This window comes from Cytobacillus firmus (assembly GCF_023657595.1).
Classification (GTDB): domain Bacteria; phylum Bacillota; class Bacilli; order Bacillales; family Cytobacillaceae; genus Cytobacillus; species Cytobacillus firmus_B.
In genome coordinates this window covers 1,572,804-1,590,615 of sequence record NZ_CP098323.1, presented here as the reverse complement: position 1 = coordinate 1,590,615, position 17,812 = coordinate 1,572,804, and the positions used below count along the sequence as shown (strand labels likewise).

19 protein-coding genes are annotated in these 17,812 nt (G+C 40.4%); 5 read left to right on the top strand and 14 right to left on the bottom strand.

The features are described from left to right. Positions 1 to 27: 27 nt before the first annotated feature. The gene (locus tag NAF01_RS08285) at positions 28 to 804 is read right to left on the bottom strand and encodes a Cof-type HAD-IIB family hydrolase (RefSeq protein ID WP_048010641.1); all 777 of its coding nucleotides are present in this window, start codon (positions 802 to 804) and stop codon (positions 28 to 30) included. 611 nt (positions 805 to 1,415) lie between these two features. Here NAF01_RS08285 and NAF01_RS08280 point away from each other — a divergent pair. Continuing rightward, on the top strand, positions 1,416 to 1,628 hold the full coding sequence (locus NAF01_RS08280) for a DNA-dependent RNA polymerase subunit epsilon (protein WP_048010642.1): 213 nt from the start codon (positions 1,416 to 1,418) through the stop codon (positions 1,626 to 1,628). A 3-nt stretch (positions 1,629 to 1,631) separates the two neighbouring features. Next, entirely contained in the window at positions 1,632 to 3,299 is a 1,668-nt protein-coding gene (gene rnjA, locus NAF01_RS08275; RefSeq protein ID WP_035328584.1) for a ribonuclease J1, read from the top strand. Positions 3,300 to 3,373: 74 nt separating this feature from the next. Here the strand turns inward: rnjA and NAF01_RS08270 are convergent, their stop codons facing one another. The 3 genes from NAF01_RS08270 to NAF01_RS08260 form a co-directional block, all read right to left on the bottom strand. Then, a complete protein-coding gene (locus NAF01_RS08270) occupies positions 3,374 to 4,033 on the bottom strand; it encodes a potassium channel family protein (protein WP_048010643.1) in 660 nt (219 codons plus the stop codon). A gap of 164 nt (positions 4,034 to 4,197) precedes the next feature. Further along, positions 4,198 to 6,021, bottom strand: coding sequence for an ABC transporter ATP-binding protein (locus NAF01_RS08265; RefSeq protein ID WP_226620012.1), 1,824 nt, complete (start codon positions 6,019 to 6,021; stop codon positions 4,198 to 4,200). Positions 6,022 to 6,032: 11 nt separating this feature from the next. Beyond that, positions 6,033 to 7,787: an ABC transporter ATP-binding protein gene (locus tag NAF01_RS08260; RefSeq protein ID WP_226620013.1), complete on the bottom strand. Its 1,755-nt coding sequence runs from the start codon at positions 7,785 to 7,787 to the stop codon at positions 6,033 to 6,035. 243 nt (positions 7,788 to 8,030) lie between these two features. Between NAF01_RS08260 and NAF01_RS08255 the strand changes: the two genes are divergently transcribed. Further along, a complete protein-coding gene (locus tag NAF01_RS08255; protein WP_250802438.1) occupies positions 8,031 to 8,891 on the top strand; it encodes a mechanosensitive ion channel family protein in 861 nt (286 codons plus the stop codon). Positions 8,892 to 9,234: 343 nt separating this feature from the next. On the opposite strand, the gene NAF01_RS08250 is transcribed toward NAF01_RS08255, so the two are convergent. The 8 genes from NAF01_RS08250 to NAF01_RS08215 all read right to left on the bottom strand — a co-directional run bounded on the left by NAF01_RS08250 (position 9,235) and on the right by NAF01_RS08215 (position 15,120). Next, positions 9,235 to 10,359: an N-acetyldiaminopimelate deacetylase gene (locus NAF01_RS08250; RefSeq protein ID WP_250802121.1), complete on the bottom strand. Its 1,125-nt coding sequence runs from the start codon at positions 10,357 to 10,359 to the stop codon at positions 9,235 to 9,237. A 109-nt stretch (positions 10,360 to 10,468) separates the two neighbouring features. Then, positions 10,469 to 11,179 (bottom strand): 2,3,4,5-tetrahydropyridine-2,6-dicarboxylate N-acetyltransferase, encoded by a 711-nt coding sequence (dapD, locus tag NAF01_RS08245; RefSeq protein WP_048010648.1) that lies wholly within the window; start codon positions 11,177 to 11,179, stop codon positions 10,469 to 10,471. 102 nt (positions 11,180 to 11,281) lie between these two features. Then, complete coding sequence (locus NAF01_RS08240) at positions 11,282 to 12,166, bottom strand: transcriptional regulator CcpC (protein WP_048010649.1); 885 nt, start codon at positions 12,164 to 12,166, stop codon at positions 11,282 to 11,284. Between the two features lie 145 nt (positions 12,167 to 12,311). Next, the gene (locus NAF01_RS08235; RefSeq protein WP_250802437.1) at positions 12,312 to 13,811 is read right to left on the bottom strand and encodes an MDR family MFS transporter; all 1,500 of its coding nucleotides are present in this window, start codon (positions 13,809 to 13,811) and stop codon (positions 12,312 to 12,314) included. Positions 13,812 to 13,942: 131 nt separating this feature from the next. After that, positions 13,943 to 14,389 carry a cyclic-di-AMP-binding protein CbpB gene (gene cbpB, locus NAF01_RS08230; protein WP_250802120.1) on the bottom strand — a complete coding sequence of 149 codons (447 nt, stop codon included), beginning with the start codon at positions 14,387 to 14,389 and terminating at the stop codon, positions 13,943 to 13,945. A 71-nt stretch (positions 14,390 to 14,460) separates the two neighbouring features. Then, positions 14,461 to 14,604 (bottom strand): hypothetical protein, encoded by a 144-nt coding sequence (locus tag NAF01_RS08225; protein ID WP_175609180.1) that lies wholly within the window; start codon positions 14,602 to 14,604, stop codon positions 14,461 to 14,463. Between the two features lie 59 nt (positions 14,605 to 14,663). Continuing rightward, a complete protein-coding gene (locus NAF01_RS08220; protein ID WP_197207492.1) occupies positions 14,664 to 14,804 on the bottom strand; it encodes a hypothetical protein in 141 nt (46 codons plus the stop codon). A gap of 79 nt (positions 14,805 to 14,883) precedes the next feature. Beyond that, positions 14,884 to 15,120 (bottom strand): YkuJ family protein, encoded by a 237-nt coding sequence (locus NAF01_RS08215; protein WP_035328567.1) that lies wholly within the window; start codon positions 15,118 to 15,120, stop codon positions 14,884 to 14,886. Between the two features lie 183 nt (positions 15,121 to 15,303). Between NAF01_RS08215 and NAF01_RS08210 the strand changes: the two genes are divergently transcribed. Together NAF01_RS08210 and NAF01_RS08205 are read left to right on the top strand one after the other, a co-directional pair. Next, positions 15,304 to 16,254 (top strand): MBL fold metallo-hydrolase, encoded by a 951-nt coding sequence (locus NAF01_RS08210; RefSeq protein WP_250802119.1) that lies wholly within the window; start codon positions 15,304 to 15,306, stop codon positions 16,252 to 16,254. Positions 16,255 to 16,314: 60 nt separating this feature from the next. Beyond that, on the top strand, positions 16,315 to 16,551 hold the full coding sequence (locus NAF01_RS08205; RefSeq protein ID WP_048010652.1) for a glutaredoxin family protein: 237 nt from the start codon (positions 16,315 to 16,317) through the stop codon (positions 16,549 to 16,551). A 38-nt stretch (positions 16,552 to 16,589) separates the two neighbouring features. On the opposite strand, the gene NAF01_RS08200 is transcribed toward NAF01_RS08205, so the two are convergent. Together NAF01_RS08200 and NAF01_RS08195 are read right to left on the bottom strand one after the other, a co-directional pair. Further along, the gene (locus tag NAF01_RS08200) at positions 16,590 to 17,291 is read right to left on the bottom strand and encodes a DUF3993 domain-containing protein (RefSeq protein ID WP_197214763.1); all 702 of its coding nucleotides are present in this window, start codon (positions 17,289 to 17,291) and stop codon (positions 16,590 to 16,592) included. 259 nt (positions 17,292 to 17,550) lie between these two features. Continuing rightward, positions 17,551 to 17,790: a hypothetical protein gene (locus NAF01_RS08195; protein WP_048010654.1), complete on the bottom strand. Its 240-nt coding sequence runs from the start codon at positions 17,788 to 17,790 to the stop codon at positions 17,551 to 17,553. Positions 17,791 to 17,812: the final 22 nt, after the last annotated feature.

The window sequence follows — 17,812 nt, the reverse complement described above, 5'->3', positions numbered from 1 at the left end:
GCTATGAAATCGGAGGCTTTTTCTCTGCTATATTAATTGGAGTTCCTTTAGTCCCTTCCAGATTCCTTCCTGGTCCACTCCTGATGTTACGTGGTCTGCTGCCTTCTTAACCACTTCTTCCGCGTTGCCCATTGCTATCCCCGTTCCGACAGCATTCAGCATCTCTATATCATTCAGCCCATCTCCAAATGCATATACATCCTTCAAATCAAATCCAAGTCTTTTAATCATTTGCTTTATCCCTTCAGCTTTGGACCCCCCAGCAGGCAATACATCTACGGAATATGGATGCCATCTGATAAAGCCAAAGTCAGGATATGCAGATGAAGAAATATACTTTTCCTCATCTTTTTCCTCGCAGAACAGCAATGATTGATATAATTCCCTGCCGCTGTAAAACTCCCGGTCTTCCTCAGGATGCGTGAACTTTAAGCTCCCCATGCTTTCCTCTATAAATGGATGATGGGTAACTGAGGCTTTCATTGTTTTCTCATTCATAAACACTAATGGATGTCCGTTTGACTGTGCATGCCGATATAGCTTTTCAATTTCAGCCGTTTTTAGAGGATTCCGGTATATCGGCTCGTTTTCAAATACGACATATTGTCCGTTAAAGCTGACAAATGAATCAATATCAAGCTCACTGCGCAAGTTCTCATACATGAAAGGAGCTCGGCCGGTAGCAATCGCCACAAAGGTCCCATTCTTTTTCAGCTTTTCAATTGCCTCTTTCGTACTATCCGGTAAATTTTTTTCGTGATCCAACAAGGTCCCATCTATATCAAAGAAAACAATCTTTTTCATATAAAACAATCTTCCTTTCAAGCAGTATTCTGCTGGCTTTTATTACAATTTTATCGTAATAAAACACTAAACCCATAAAGTGAAAAAGTCAATTTCATTGCTAGAAAGAATGGCAATTTCCATTTTTACCCACGATAAATTCAGTTATTTTACCATATAATATAATTAAGAAAAGCGGAATCTCCTTGCCCGCGAAGGACGCAGACTAAAAAAGCAGCCCGGTGGAGCTGGACAGCAAGAAAAGCAGCCACATTAATTACAAAAAACGTGTGAAAACGTCCTTGCTGTCTTTACTTTGGACAAGGATCGTTTAAAATAGAAAGTAAGGAGTTGATCCACTATGTTAAAGAAGCTGAGAAAGAAGCTTTTAAAACAGTGGAATGATATGCTTCGAAAAAAATCTATTGCCTGACAAATTTGAGCCCTTCAAACTTGCGAAGGGCTCCTTCCTTATTGTAAATTGGTTATCAGTATACTTTTTACATAGATTCGGAAGCGTATTAGCATCTAAGAGAATTAATATTCATATCCCGCAGGAAAAAACATGTAATACATGTTATTATTTTTATATATTAGATAAAAGTTTTTTATCGGATTAAGGAGAGATAGAAATGATTTTTAAGGTATATTATCAGGAGTCCAAGACAGAAGTACCGGTTAGGGAAAAAACAAAAACGATCTTTGTGGAAGGCGATTCTGAAAGAGACGTTCGCAAAAAGCTGGCTGACCGCAACTATAATATTGAATTTGTAGCATCTGTTCAAGGAGATTTCCTGGATTATGAAAAACAAAGTGAAGACTTTAAAGTATTGGAGATTGAGTAATTTATGAAATTTGTTAAAAATGATCAAACAGCCGTTTTCGCCCTGGGCGGACTTGGCGAAATCGGAAAGAACACTTATGCGGTTCAATTCCAGGATGAAATTATCCTGATTGATGCCGGAATCAAATTTCCGGAGGACGAGCTTCTCGGAATCGATTATGTTATTCCTGATTACACTTACTTAGTTAAAAACGAAGACAAGATAAAGGGATTATTTATTACCCACGGACATGAAGACCATATTGGAGGAATTCCATACCTTCTAAGAGAAGTCAACATACCGGTTTACGGCGGAAAGCTGGCTCTCGGGCTTCTGAGAAATAAACTTGAAGAACACGGTCTATTAAGACAGACCACTCTTCATGAAATCAAGGAAGACGATATCATTAAATTCAGAAAAACTTCCGTGACTTTCTTCAGGACAACTCATAGTATTCCTGATTCATATGGAATCGTTGTCAAAACACCGCCAGGACAAGTTGTTCATACCGGGGACTTCAAATTTGATTTTACCCCTGTAGGAGAGCCTGCCAACCTGACGAAAATGGCCGAAATCGGTAAAGAAGGCGTCCTTTGCCTGCTTTCCGATAGTACAAACAGTGAAATACCTGAATTCACCATGTCTGAACGCCGAGTTGGCGACAGCATTCATGACATCTTCCGCAAGGTTGAAGGACGGATTATCTTTGCCACCTTCGCTTCTAATATCCACCGTCTTCAGCAGGTAACTGAAGCAGCCGTTACAAATGGCAGAAAAATTGCTGTCTTTGGCAGAAGTATGGAAGCAGCCATAAATATCGGTCAGGAACTAGGATATATTCAGGCACCTAAAGATACGTTTATTGATGCACATCAAATTAACAGACTACCAGCGAACCAGGTGACCATTCTTTGTACAGGAAGCCAGGGAGAGCCGATGGCGGCCCTTTCTAGAATTGCTAATGGAACTCATCGCCAGATACAGATCATTCCTGGTGACACTGTTGTATTCTCTTCTTCACCTATTCCAGGGAACACAATCAGTGTCAGCAGAACGATTGACAGACTTTCCCGTGCAGGTGCCGAAGTCATTTATGGTAAATTAAGCGATATTCACACATCCGGTCATGGCGGCCAGGAAGAACAGAAACTAATGCTTCGTTTAATAAAGCCCAAATTCTTCATGCCGATTCATGGTGAATACAGAATGCAGAAAATGCATGCCAAATTGGCTGTAGATTGCGGAGTAGAGGAAGAGAACTGCTTTATCATGGATAATGGTGAAGTTCTGGCTCTCAGCGAAGATTCTGCTCAGGTAGCCGGAAAAATCCCGTCTGGTTCTGTCTATATTGATGGAAGCGGAATCGGTGACATTGGAAATATTGTTTTGCGAGATCGCCGCATTCTTTCTGAAGAAGGTTTAGTGGTTGTTGTAGTGAGTATTAATATGAAGGATTTCAAAATTGCTGCAGGACCTGACTTAATTTCCCGCGGATTCGTTTATATGAGGGAATCCGGAGATTTAATCAATGATGCACAAGCACTCATCACAAAACACTTAAGCAAGGTTATGGAACGCAGAACAACTCAATGGTCAGAAATCAAGAATGAAATTACTGATACGCTTGCACCATTCCTTTATGAAAAAACAAAGCGCCGTCCAATGATTTTGCCGATTATCATGGAAGTTTAAAAGATCCCAAGAGCTATAAATATAAACTAAAAAAAGGCTGTATCGCTCAAAAGAGAGATACAGCCTTTTGCCTATTAAGACATCACTTTCTTTTCAAACCGGTTGATGTCCACGTCTGCTCCAATAACAATAAGAATATCGTCAAATTGTATTTTTTCATTCGCCTGCGGAGAAACGATAATTTCATTTTTTCTTTTAATTGCAACAATGTTGATTCCGTACTTTGCCCGGATATCCAGATCTATAATGCTGTGGCCGGCCAATTTTTCATTAGCCACGATTTCTACTATGCTATGTTCATCAGAGAGTTCCAGATAATCCAGTACATTATTTGAAACAATACTATGGGCAATCCTTCTGCCCATATCCCTTTCAGGATGCACAACATGATCGGCTCCTATTTTCCTCAATACCTTAGCGTGATAATCATTTTGCGCCTTAACCGTAATCTTGTTAACTCCCACCTCTTTTAAAATCAAGGTAGTCAGGATAGAGGCCTGAATATTATCTCCAATCGCTACAATAACATGGTCAAAATTGCGTATTCCCAAACTCTTGATTACTGTTTCGTCAGTGGTATCGCCAACTACTGCGTGCGAAGCAACTCTCGCAAATTCATTCACACGGTCTTCATTAACATCAATCGCCATAACCTCCATACCTTCTTCAGCAAGAGCATGGCAGATGCTTCCTCCAAAACGTCCAAGTCCGATTACAGCAAATTCTTTCTTCATCCTATCTTCCCCCAGCCAAGTTAGCAATATAGACAATAATACCATAATAGTGTACACAGCAGAATAGCTATTAGAAATACTTCCTGACAGAAGTAAAACCCCCGTCTGGAGGTTTTAATCTATTCATTAAATTACTTCAAGCATATTAAATTGCTTCAAGCATATTAAATTGCTTCAAGCATATTAAATTGTGCCTTAACCAAATGGAAATATTCACCTTTCGCATTCATCAATTCCTCATGATTCCCCTGTTCTAAAATATTTCCATGATCGAGCACGAAGATTCGATCGGATTCCCGAATAGTCGATAGCCTATGGGCGATAATGATAGCCGTTCTGCCCTTTAAAAGGGTCTTTAATGCCTGCTGGATCTTCATCTCTGACTCTGTATCAATACTTGCTGTAGCTTCATCAAGTATAAGAATACGCGGGTCTGCAAGCAATGCGCGGGCAAAGGAGAGCAGCTGCCTCTCACCGACCGATAATACATTCCCTCTTTCCTCCACTTCGGTTTCATATCCCTTTGAAAGTTTTTCAATGAATCCATGTGCACCGACAGCTTTGGCTGCTTCCACTACCTCCTCATCCGTTGCGTCTGGCCTGCCAAAACGGATATTATCGCAGATTGTGCCGGAAAATATGAAAGTATCCTGCAGCACAACACTGATTTGCTTGCGCAAACTTGATAAAGAAACATCCTTTAAATCATAGCCATCTATTTTTACAGTGCCTCCTGTGGGATCATAAAAACGGCTGATTAAATTCGCTATCGTTGTTTTTCCAGATCCTGTATGACCGACGAGTGCTGCTGTTTGCCCTGCTTTTATCTTAAGGGAAACTTCATTTAGGGCTATTCTTTTTTCATCATAAGAAAAAGTGACATTCTCAAATTCTATCTTGCCTTCTATCTCCTGCAAATTCACCGCATTGTTTCTTTCTGATACGATTGGCTTCTCATCAAGAAACTCAAAGATTCTTTCAGAGGAAGCCATCCCCATGAGCAGCTGGTTATAAACCATACCAAGCCGGGAAATAGGCTCCCAGAACATCCCTAAATAAAAGGCAAAAGAAACAAATACGCCGATCGATATTGACCCTGTCTGAATCAGATGAGCTCCAAACCAAATCAATACAGCAGTACCCAGGGCATTGGTCAATTCAACCAGCGGTCTGAACATAGCGTTTTTCTGGGAGGCAACCCTCCAGCTTTCAAAGTTCTCTGTGTTCACACCATCAAAGAATGCCATATTCTCTTTTTCCTGTGTAAAAGATTGGGTAATCCTTATCCCCTGTATACTCTCATTTAAATGAGAATTCAATTTGGATTGTTTTAACCGGACAGTTTGCCATGACCTGCGGATATTTCTCCGCAAACTGGTTGAAATAAAAAACATGATGGGCAGGATGACCATTATTGCCAAGGTCAGTTCCGGACTTAGTGTAAATAAAATAATGAAAATCCCTGCCAGCATGATCAAATCCATCAGCAGATTTATGACTCCATTAGTAAAAAGCTCCTGGAGAGAATTAATGTCATTCATGATCCTTACCAGTATGGATCCTGCCGACCGCTGATCAAAAAAACGATGTGAAAGTGTCTGTACGTGTGTAAATAAATGTTTTCGAAGGTCATAAATAACACTTTGGCCAAGCTTATTCATCCATTTAATCCTGAAGTAGTTTGCAGCGTATGAAATGGTGTAAAGCGCTCCAATCAATGAAACCAGGACGGCAAGCAGCCGGCCGTCTTTTTCAATTAATGCCTTATCTAACGTATACACACCAATCAAGATTGGAATGATTAGCCTGACTGCCGTATTTATTAATACCATTATAATAGAGAGCGGGAGTAAATTTTTCCTGTACGGCCCCATATAACTGAATAATCGCAGCATCTGCTTCCAATTAAATGGCTTCTCGATCACTTCGTCAGCAGAATATTGGAACCTGTTTAACACTTTGTCATTTTCTGTTTTAGCTTTTTTCAATGAAGACCCTCCTAGCCTGCATTTGATTGGAGAACCTTATCGCGGTCCTGATATTGAATATCGTAAATCCGCTGATATGGGCCATTATTTTTAAGCAGCTTTTCATGTGTCCCCCGTTCAGCCACTCTCCCGCTCTCAAGCACAAGTATTTCATCTGCATGCTTAAGGGAAGAAATCCGGTGGGCAATGATAAAAGTAGTTCGATCAGCCATTACTTCTCTCAAAGCTTTTTGTATTCTGAATTCTGTTTCCATATCCACGGCGCTTGTTGCATCATCCAGAACTAAAATGCTTGGATCAGCACAAATAGCCCTTGCTATCGCTATTCTTTGCTTCTGGCCGCCTGAAAGCCCCATGCCCCTCTCGCCAAGAACGGTATCGTATTGTTCAGGAAGCTCCATGATAAATTCATGAGCCTGTGCACGTTTGGCAGCTTCAATGATTTCCTCCATTGTTGAGTCAGGCTTCCCAAATGCAATATTTGCCTTAATCGAAGAAGAAAACAAGAAAGATTCCTGAAGAACAAAACTGATGTTGCTTCTCAGAGACTTAAGAGAGTAATCCTGCACATTTATCCCATCAATCATCACATTACCTTCAACCGGCTCATAAAATCTTGTCATAAGCTGTGTTAAGCTCGTTTTACCTGACCCCGTAGAGCCGATTAACCCAATTACCTTTCCCGGCTCAGCATGAAAAGAGATATTTGATAAAGCATCATTGTCATCCTTCGTATATTTCAGGGTAACATTGCGGAATTCCACCTCTCCCAGCAAACGTTCTGTATGAACAGATGAATCGGTATCCTCAATCTCATTATCTGCTTCAAGAATCTCAATGAGCCGCTCTCCGGATGCTTTTGACTGTGAAAATAGGTTAACAATAAAGCCTAAGTTCATAATTGGCCACATAATATACCAGACAAGGCTATAAAAGGCGACAAGTTCCCCTGGATTCAGACTGCCGGCCATAACAAGATAACCGCCGTAAGCCAGAAGCAGTACAACACTTAAATTACCGAGAAATTCCATTAACGGGAAGTATTTGGCCCAAATATCCGAAGTAAAGAGATATTTATCTCTGTAATCGCTGTTAGAGCCGTTGAATTTATTAATCTCAAAGTCTTCCCGTGATAATGACTTCACAGTATTAATCCCGCTTATATTCTCCTGAACTTTTGTATTCAGACGCCCGAATGATTTCCGGATGCCACGGAAAGCCGGATGTACAGCCTTGTCGAATTTAAAGGTTACTACTGCAAGAAAAGGGAGGGTAATAAGTGTGACAATAGCAAGTGGAACAGAATAATAAAACATGACCGACATACTGATGAGGATCAATAAACAAAAACGAATGAGTTCAGAAAATCCGAATGAAAGAAAGAACCGGAATCCCTCAACATCTGCAGTAAGCCGGGACATTAAATCTCCTGTTTTTGCATTATCATAATACCTGAAAGGCAGGAACTGCAGTTTTTCATATAGTACATTTCTAAGCTTATAGACCGATGTGATTCCAAATAAATCACCAGTGTACTGATGGATATAAGTCGCCGCCCCCTTCACGGCCATTATGGCAATAAAGCCTAAAGCCAAATAAGGGATCCACCCATAATTCCCTCCTATGATAACTTCATCAATGGTCACCTGCAGGATCATTGGATACACAACCGTTATCGCTGTCACAATAAACAGAAAAAATATGGACCAAATAAAGTAATGTTTAAATGGCCAATAATATTGCTTTAACTTTTTAAATGTTTCCATCTGCATTCCCCCTTTTAATTTGCGGAAAAATTAGAAAAGTTAGAACGTAATATTAAATATATCGAGTTTCGAAGTATTTTTCCACCCCTTTTTGGTTGATTTAACACTTTTTTTAAATTCATACTTATAAGCAGGAATCAGTTGTTCTCTCAATTATGAATCTGCTGGAAGGCTAACCATTTGCATCTAAAACACTGTTACGATAGAATGATGACTTTAATACTAATGAAAGGACAGTGGATGATGGAATATCTAAATTTTTCACAATTAAATTGGGAAGCCCTGCTGATTGATGCTGGCCTTCTTCTATTAAAAATTGCTGCTATCTACTTTGCATTTGTGATTGTTAAATCAGCTGGGAACAAAATCATCCAAAAAAGCTTTGAGGGGATTGCGAAAAAGGAAAGAATATCCCCCGGAAGGTCGAAAACACTTCTAAGTCTTGCTGAAAACATATTCTCCTATGTTCTTATTTTTATTTTCGCTGTTACGATTCTGCAAATTTTTGGAATAAAGGCAACTGCCATTCTTGCCGGTGCAGGGGTAATCGGTTTAGCAGTCGGCTTTGGAGCACAGGGTCTTGTCAGCGATGTAGTAACAGGATTTTTTATCTTGCTGGAGAGGCAAATTGACGTAGGTGATTATGTAACAACTGGAAATTACTCAGGAATAGTGGAGCAGATTGGATTAAAAACCACTCAAATCCGAGGATTTGACGGAACTTTGCATTACCTGCCGAACCGGGAGATTACCAGTCTGAGCAACCATTCACGCGGAAACATGCGTGCACTGGTGGATATAGGAATTTCTTATGATGACAATATTGATGAAGCTATCACAGTCCTTCAGGAAGCATGCGACAGGATCGCTCAGGAAAACCAGGCGATTGTTGAGGGCCCGAATGTCATTGGCGTCCAAACATTAGGTTCATCTGATGTTGTACTAAGAATCATTGCCAAGACTGAAAACATGGAACAGTGGGCTGTCGAACGGCAGCTTAGAAAAGTGCTGAAGGAAGCTTTGGATGCCAGCGGGATTGAAATTCCATTCCCCCATCAGGTGCTGATTCAAAAACAGGCAGGAACAGATAGTGCTGCCGGATAAAGTGAAACTTCAATCAGTGGGGATTTTTATCCCCACTGATTGTTAGTTGAGGCCCACAGGAAGTGGGTCACAAAGACGTTGCCACAGGATAAGGAAAGCTACGGCAGCGATACATCGCACGACCGAAAGCGGCAGCTTTTGGGAGGACGTGGCGTTCTTAGTCTTTGTTCGCTTTTCGGCCTTTACGGGCAGTTTGACCCCCACTTATCCCCCTTTGGCTCCTCTGAATCTTGTAATGGGGGTCTTACTGCCCGTTAGACTGCGATAAAGAGAAAGCAAAAAAGCTGATTTCGCAAATCCTAAAAGGGTTTATGAAATCAGCTTTATTATAGTTATATATGCTTTAGCCTTTATATTTTAAATATGCTGCAATCAATTCAATTGCAGTTTCGATTGCATTTTCATTCGGATTCAGTCTGGCATGATGAAGTCCATATTCTGAGTCGACGCCAAGCCAAAACATGAAGCCAGGAATTTCTTCAAGCATATAGCCGAAGTCCTCACCTGTCATGGCTTCACGGCATTCAACCACTTTTATGTCTGTATTGGTGCGTGCAAAATCCATGAATTCCCTTGCTAAGGTTTCCTCATTGTAAACCTGATGATACATGCTTCCGTAGTTAATTGATGCTTCACATTCAAACCCAACTTCAATACCTTTAACAAGTGCCTGAATTCTGCTTTTCACCTTCTTCATTGATTCTGGAGACAGAGTGCGAATGGTACCTTCAAGCCTTGCTTTTTCAGCTATGATGTTTTGAACAGTGCCACCTGTTATTTTTCCAATTGTAACGACTGCGCTGTCAAGGGGGTCAACGTTCCTCGAAATGATGGACTGAAGCTGGCTGACCAGGGCACATGCTGCCACGACCATATCATTGGTATTATGCGGATATGCTGCATGTCCCCCTTTTCCTTTTAAATCAATAAATAGCTCCGACGTATTTGCAAAAAGCAAGCCTTCCCTCAATGCGATGGTTCCGACAGGATATTCCGGAGCAATATGGAGGGCCAATATCATATCCGGTTTCCATTGCTTCATTATTTCAGATTTAAGCATAGGTTCTGCTCCGCCAGGCCCTTCTTCAGCTGGCTGAAATATAAACAATAAATCATCGTTAATGCGTTCTTCTATGAATTTTGTTATTAGGCCAAGTGCAATAGACATATGAAAATCATGCCCGCAGGCATGCATTTGTTCACTATGCTCGGATTTGAACGGCAGACCTGTCTCCTCTACAATCGGAAGGCCGTCTATATCAGCACGATACCCAATCATCCTGGATGGGTTCCTGCCGCTGATTTTCACAAAAATACCCGTTTTCCAAGTTTTTATTTCCAAATTGTCCTGAGGGAGAGAATACAGGTAATCTAATAGAAACTGCTGTGTTTTAAATTCACGGAACCCTAACTCCGGTATTTTATGCAGCTCCCGCCGTAATGAAACGAATGGATTGTTTGTGACCAAACTATTTTCCCCCTTTTTAAAAATGCCCCTATATATTCCTTCACACAATAGCAATCATGAATTATCCCTTTAGAAAAAGCGCGGATCGAGATCCACGCTTTTTAAACTATTATAATTGGCGAAGTTCCTGCTTAATTTCAGTCTTAGACTTAGTCTTTTCATCAATCTCTTTAATCACACGAGCTGGTGTGCCTGCCACCACTGTATATGGGGGTACATCATCAATGACAATGGCACCCGCAGCAACTACAGCACCCTTGCCAACAGTTACACCTTCGAGAACCACTGCATTGGCTCCGATTACTACATCATCTTCTACAACAACAGGTTTTGCTGAAGGAGGCTCAATAACGCCTGCTAATACAGTTCCTGCTCCAATATGGCAATTCTTGCCGACTGTAGCTCTTCCGCCAAGTACAACATTCATATCGATCATTGTGCCTTCACCGATCACGGATCCGATATTTATGGAGGCACCCATCATGATTACAGCGTTATCCCCGATTTCTACTTGGTCACGGATAATGGCACCCGGCTCAATGCGCGCTTTAATATTTTTCATATCAAGCAATGGAATCGCAGAGTTTCTGCGGTCATTCTCAATTACATAATCTTCAATTTTTGACTGGTTTGCTTCAATAGCCTGGCTAATTTCAGACCATTCACCAAACACTACCCCGGTGCTGCCATTTACAAAGGACTTAGCTGAAGCTCCGAAGTCGATTCCCTCTAAATCACCTTTAATATAAACCTTTACAGGTGTGGATTTTGTGCTGTTCTGGATAAAAGAAATAATCTCATTGGCATCCATCATTTTCATAATAAAAATCCTCCTCTATGTATAACATTGCAACTAGAATTACTTTAACAAACAAAAGCGCTGAAAACAAGAAAAAAAAATGACGGAAGAAAAAATGGGGTTTCACTGTCTTTCTTCTTCAATGTGCTCCTTTATCAACTCAACAAATGCCTGCACCTGCTTGAGCTGAAAGGCCGATTCGTATCCCAGAAGCCACGTATCACGCTTAATCGGCAAATTATTCTCGTCAAGCAGCGGGATCTTAAAAATATTTTTCTCTGCACCATTCAGCGTAATGGCCGGGAGAATGGCGTACCCTATTCCATTGAAAGTCATTTGCTTGCATGTTTCAATTTGGTCAACTACTATTGTTCTTTTTGGAGAAGTTTTGAACTGCCGCAGCCACCAGTCCTGAATTTCCTGATAATAGTTTGAATCACTCTTAAACTGAATAAATGGCCGATCTGTTTCAAGAACCTGCTCCGGCCTTGTAATTTCTGTATCAACCAGATAAAGACTGTCCTTAAATAAAGGGATTTTAATCCCCTTCCAATCCGGAGTCCCTCTGATAATTCCAATATGAACCTGATCATCATAAAGAGATTTTAATATTTCACTGCTCCAGCCGGTAATCAGAGATATTTTTGCCTGGGGATAGCGGCTGACAAACTTTTTAAGAACCTGCGGCAGCCAATTCTGTCCGACAATTGAAGCAACTGCAATTTTTAAAGTTCCATGAACCTCCGAATTAAGGGCAGTAATTGACTCCCTCACTTTTTCTTCTTTGGCCAGAACTTCATTTACAAATTGAATAACAATTTCTCCAGCCGGTGTCAGAGACAATCCCTTTTGGGAGCGGAGGAATAGCTTGTTGCCCCATTCCTTTTCAATATTCACAAGACGCTGTGAAAGCGCCGGCTGCGATACAAATAAACGCTCAGCCGCTTTTCTCATATTCATTTCCTGTGCCAGTACCGATAAAAGATGAAATTCTGTAAGTGAAGACATAAACATCTTCCCTTCATAACTTTTTCTTATAGTATATCTTAATTACTTTTGAATTTCTTTATCATCGATAATGGTTTGGTAGATAAAGTTCCAGAAGTGTAACATAAAAAATCTCTGCACGATAAATGCAGAGATTTACAGGCGCTTAATCGGCGATTTCCTTTTCATGCTTCGGCAGTGCAATGACCAATAAGAAGCTTATCACTGCAAATAACAGCACTGCATAATAAACCGAATGAAGCGAAACGGTAAGGCCATTTTGCAGAATTTCCTTTATTCCCGCATCCATGCTGTTTCTGGCATCTTCATTTAATAATACATTTGCTGAATCTAACGATAAGCTGGCGTCTATGCCTTCACCATTCTTCTGTATATATGATTTGATCTGACTGTTCAAAATTCCGCCCAGCAAGGCTGCTCCAATGGTGTTGCCCAGATTTCTCATAAACATATTGGCAGCAGTGGCAATGCCCCTTTGATTCCACTCCACTGTACTCTGAATGGATACAATAAAAGCTGTAGTGGTCAAGCCCATGCCTGCCCCCACCAGAAAGCTCCCCGCTGCAGCCCATACGGGTCCCGCTTCAGGAGTGAGGGTAACAAACATAATACTCCCCGCTATCAAAAACACTCCGCCTATGACAGATGTACTTCTAAAACCAATTTTTAAAAGCAGCTTGCCTGCCGCTGCAGAAGCAATCGGCCATCCAATCGACATCGTGGTAAGTGTAAAGCCGGCTACTATCGGAGATCTTTCCATGACACCCTGTACAAATGCAGGCAGAAAACTGGAAATCCCTATAAGCATGACACCGGTTGTTAAGGAAGCCAAATTAGCGATTAATATTGGCTTCTCCTTCCATATATTAAAAGGCATCATTGGCTCTACAGCTTTTTGTTCCTGCAGGATAAATAAAATAAAGGCAATTAAACTGACCGCTAAAAGGCTGATGGCTTCAATGGAATTCCATGCCCAATTAGTACCTCCCTCCACAAGCACAAACATGAGAGATGAAATGGAAACAGTTAATAGCACAGCTCCTGCATAATCGATCTGGTGTTTTTTCCTTTCCACATTCTCATGGAGGAAAAGCCACAAGCCTGCAATAGCCATGATGCCAAGCGGAATGTTTACCCAAAAAACATATCGCCAGCTGACGAATTCAACCAGCAGTCCGCCTATTGCCGGGCCCATGATAGCTGAAATTCCCCATACGCTTGATAAATAACCCTGCACCTGTGCCCTTTCCTCTTTAGTATAAATATCCCCGACAATGGTTGTTGCAATCGGCATTACGGCTCCGGCACCAAAGCCCTGGATTAACCTGAAAATGATCAGTGCAGTCATCGATTGCGCAAAACCGCATAAGATGGAACCAATTAAGAAGATGATAATCCCGAACGTTAAAACGGGTTTCCGTCCAAATAAGTCTGAAAGCTTGCCGTAAATCAAAACAGTCACAGCATTCATTAACAGATATGCTGAAAATACCCAGCTATATAAAGCAAATCCGCCTAAATCCCCAACAATGGCAGGCATCGCAGTTGACACTATGGTTGCCTCAATGGCCCCCATAAACATAGCAAGCATTACTGAAGCCAGCACAAAAGGCTTTTTGGTCACTTTCCTCTTTCCTTGAGGCATTTTTTTATGTAAAGTTTGACTCAAGTGTTTCCCCTCCATGAATAAACCCGAAAATAACGGCTATAAACCCGCCTGAATACTCGAATACTCAATTGAAAATAAAGCAAGCTCCCACTGCGGGGAGCTGATTTTTATTGTTTATTTAATCGTCTGATATGTTTATTTAGTTGATCCAATACTGTTCTGCGGGTAAGTATTCCCTCAAAGTAGCCTTCCTTGTTTTCAACACAAACAAATGGATGGTCAACTAATAGCGTGATGGATTGCTGTATAGAAGATTCAACATCAAGCCTTGGAATATTTGCGTTCATAGCCTCTTCAACCCTTTTTTTCTCCAGCTGCTCAAACTCAATCCGCTCAAGACCAAGAATGGAATCCATAATAATGGGTGTGCTAATTAAGCCCTGCAGCTTATATTGAGGGTCCAGTACAGGAATAGCTGTGTATCCGCTTTTCGTTAGTACTAAGAGGGCATGCTCCAGGTTATTGCCAACCTGCACATGTGCTACCCGTTCAGAAGGAATCATGAAATCACTAATGTTAAATTCTAAAAATTCCTCGCTATGAAGACTGATCATCACCGAAAACTCCTCAAAAATTAGTTATGCTTCTTAACCATTTTATCACAGTCTCCGGCATTTTGCGCCTATTATCCTTTACTGGTTTGAATGTCTTTAACTTCATAGCCGCAGTCAGGACAGTGAAAAATAACATTTTGATTGGATTGTGCAGTTAGTACGGCATCAATTTCTTTTTCTGCCCTGCAGCTCGGACATGTTACAGTTGGCATCATTCTGCTTCACCTCAACTTAAAGGATCATATACTGCTTATTATTCTCAATGCCTATTTTTTCAAGTCTTATTGTCTTTTAAAATTTCTTTCATTTCTTCAAGAGTTTTCCTGATCCGTATTACTTCTCTTTTTGTATTAATTAAATCTGCAAGCAAAAGCAGAACAGTAAAAAACAGCATAATCATGAGCAGGTAATACATTTCACACCTCTGGCAATTGGTTTATTATTAAAGCACATATAAGAAAAGGGGCCAAAAGGCCCCTTATGTATGTGGTGAATTATTGAATCAAATCGAAAATTTCGATTGTGATCATATCAATGTTGTCGAATTGATATCTTTTTGGCTTTTCTTTATCGTTATATACTTCCAGTTCAAATGTTTCATTTTTCGGATGAAAAGTTACCTGGCATTTTCTTTCACCATTCACCTCAAAAAATCGTTGCATTGGCTCTCCGCCTGTTGCTTGTTCCTGTAAGCTCTTTAAGCGAGTTAATATACCTTGAAGCTGTGACATGCTCTCTCTCCTTTCCAAAACAAAACCCATAATTAACATTTAGGTTTCTCTTTTGGCATGTTTCTATCCTTAAGAAATAAATTCAGAATATTCAAGCTGAATGCTTTACATACCAATATTAACAGAATAAAATATTGTCAGGTGTTTGTACAAGCAAAAGCTTTATAAAGGACGTGATTTTTTTTGGCAAAACCTGAAAAATTAGCGGAAAACCTATATTTAATTGATGATTTTGACCTATCAATGGAAAAACGTACCGGTACATATGTCTTAACAGAACAAAAGCTGACTTTGATTGAAACCTCGGCCAGCCCCTCTATCCCCTACATTTTGGAAGGACTGAACCAGCTTCACTTTACACCGGAGGAAGTTGATTATATCATCGTGACACATATTCATCTTGATCATGCGGGCGGCACAGGGTTATTATTAACTCACTGTCCAAACGCAAAGGTAATAGTCCACCCGAAAGGTGCAAGGCACCTAGCAGACCCTTCACGCTTAATTACCGGTGCAAAAGCAGTTTATGGTGATCAATTCGATGGACTGTTTAATCCAATATTGCCTGTTCCAGAGGATAAGATTATCACTAAAGAACATGAAGAAGAGCTTGAAATAAGTCCAGATTGCACCCTAAAATTTTATAATTCGCCCGGACACGCCAATCACCACTTCAGTATCTTTCACCCTGCCTTAAATGGGATGTTTACGGGAGATACAGCTGGTGTATTTTATCCGCAGTTGAAAGAGCTCGGGATTGAATTGTATCTGCCCTCAACTTCACCAAACCAATTCAGTCCAGGCAAAATGCTCGAATCCATTGACATGTACGAAAAAATGGACCTTGAACTCATTTTCTTTGGCCATTACGGCATGAGTTCAACCCCTAAAGAAGTCTACAGGCAAATAAAGGATTGGCTTAAGATTTTCATGAACGCAGGGGAAATTGCCTTTTCTGGCGGGGGCTCAATTGATCAGCAGTCACAGGCAGCACAAGCCATCCTCAAAGAGAAAGTTAAAACTTATCTTAATGATAATGGCATTCCATCTGACCATCCTGTATACGAGATTCTTTCTGTAGACATAGCTGTCTGCTCGATGGGATTGATTGATTACCTGCATAAGGCAAACTGATTGCCTGTTTGATCATCCTGCTTTATGATAGAGTAACAAAAGGCAGGGAGGATACAAACATTGAAAGAGATTGTTATATATACACAGCCGGATTGTCCGCCCTGTGAAATCACAAAAATGTTTTTGAATGAGAATGGATATGCCTATACAATTAAAGACATAAAAAAAGATGCCGCTGCACATAAAGAGCTGACAAAGCAGTTTAGCTCCTTTTCTACGCCAACTGTGGTTATCGGGGATACCGTCATTAGAGGATTTGACCTGGAAAAACTTAGATCAGTTCTGGGAATGGAATAAAAAAAGAGCTTAAAAGCCCGTTAAGCTTTTAAGCTCTTTTAATTGGCTGCCAGCTGTCCGTTCAGCTCCTGCTGTTCAAACAAAGCTAATATACCTTGGTTATCTGATAAAAGCATGCTTCCTGACCGAAACATGACATCAAATGGATTTAACAGAAATCCGAATTGATAGGAAGGCTTATTTTGCCAATTTGTTTCAGGAGTTTTAAAAGAGGTTTGTTTTGCCGCTTTTTGCCCACCCTCAGCTTTTTTTATTATTTTCCCGGGAATATTTTCACCCAGGAATTTAACGACTTTCATCTTCCCTCCTTGCTCCGTCAGCAAAATTCCCTCATAGTGGCTGTCATACCCTACAGGTCCTTCATGGTTTTCCGGAAAATATTCATACACATAAACTTTCCCTTTTTCTTCCACAACTTTTGTATTATCCGAATACGTGAAAAACGGAATGTAGTATGCCGCTGCATCTCCTCCAAGAGTAAAGTATTTGCCATTTTCTGAAACAAGGTTTTCTTTCAGAAACTGATTTTTAGCTTCTTCAGAAAAATATGGCTCAAGCAATTCATCGACTTCATTCATGCTTCGCTCTTCCCCGCTAAGCTCAACCTGTGCTTGAAAGGCATTCTGCAGGAATTCGTATACCTCTTCTTTATTAGTATCTCTCTCGGCATAAGTATGAGAAGGAATCGCTGCGATCATGACTGCAATTGTGATAATAATTCCTGTTATATGCTTGTACATTCCACTCTCCCTTTCTTTATCGATCACTTAGTTTGTACCCTCAATTTTACCAGCAAATAAATTTCCTGATACCTGCTTTCGTTCCCCAAATTCCCGTGTGTTTTGACAGAAAAATTCTTTTCTTGTTAAGAATCTACCCGTATTGACAAAGAATTAACGCAGCAGATGGAAAAGCCCATAATTAATTTGGATGTAAATATTGTAAATTGATCAATTTCATTTCTATACGTCAAAAGAAGACCCTCCAAGTGGAGGGCCTTTACCAAGTCCATGTAAGTGCAAAATAAGTAATCATGACAAGAAGGATTCCAAAACAAATGGCATATGTCAAAAAAATAGGATTTCTGATATATGCATGCTTTTGAACATTATCCGGCAGTTCTGCATCGATATCGCCCTTTACTGCCTTTCTTTCTTTTCCAATAAACAAAGTGTAAACTAAGGAATATACAAGTATCCCAAGTCCGATCAGTAGTATGATCAATGTGTACATGCTCATGGTTAATCTCTCCTTGAGGAAA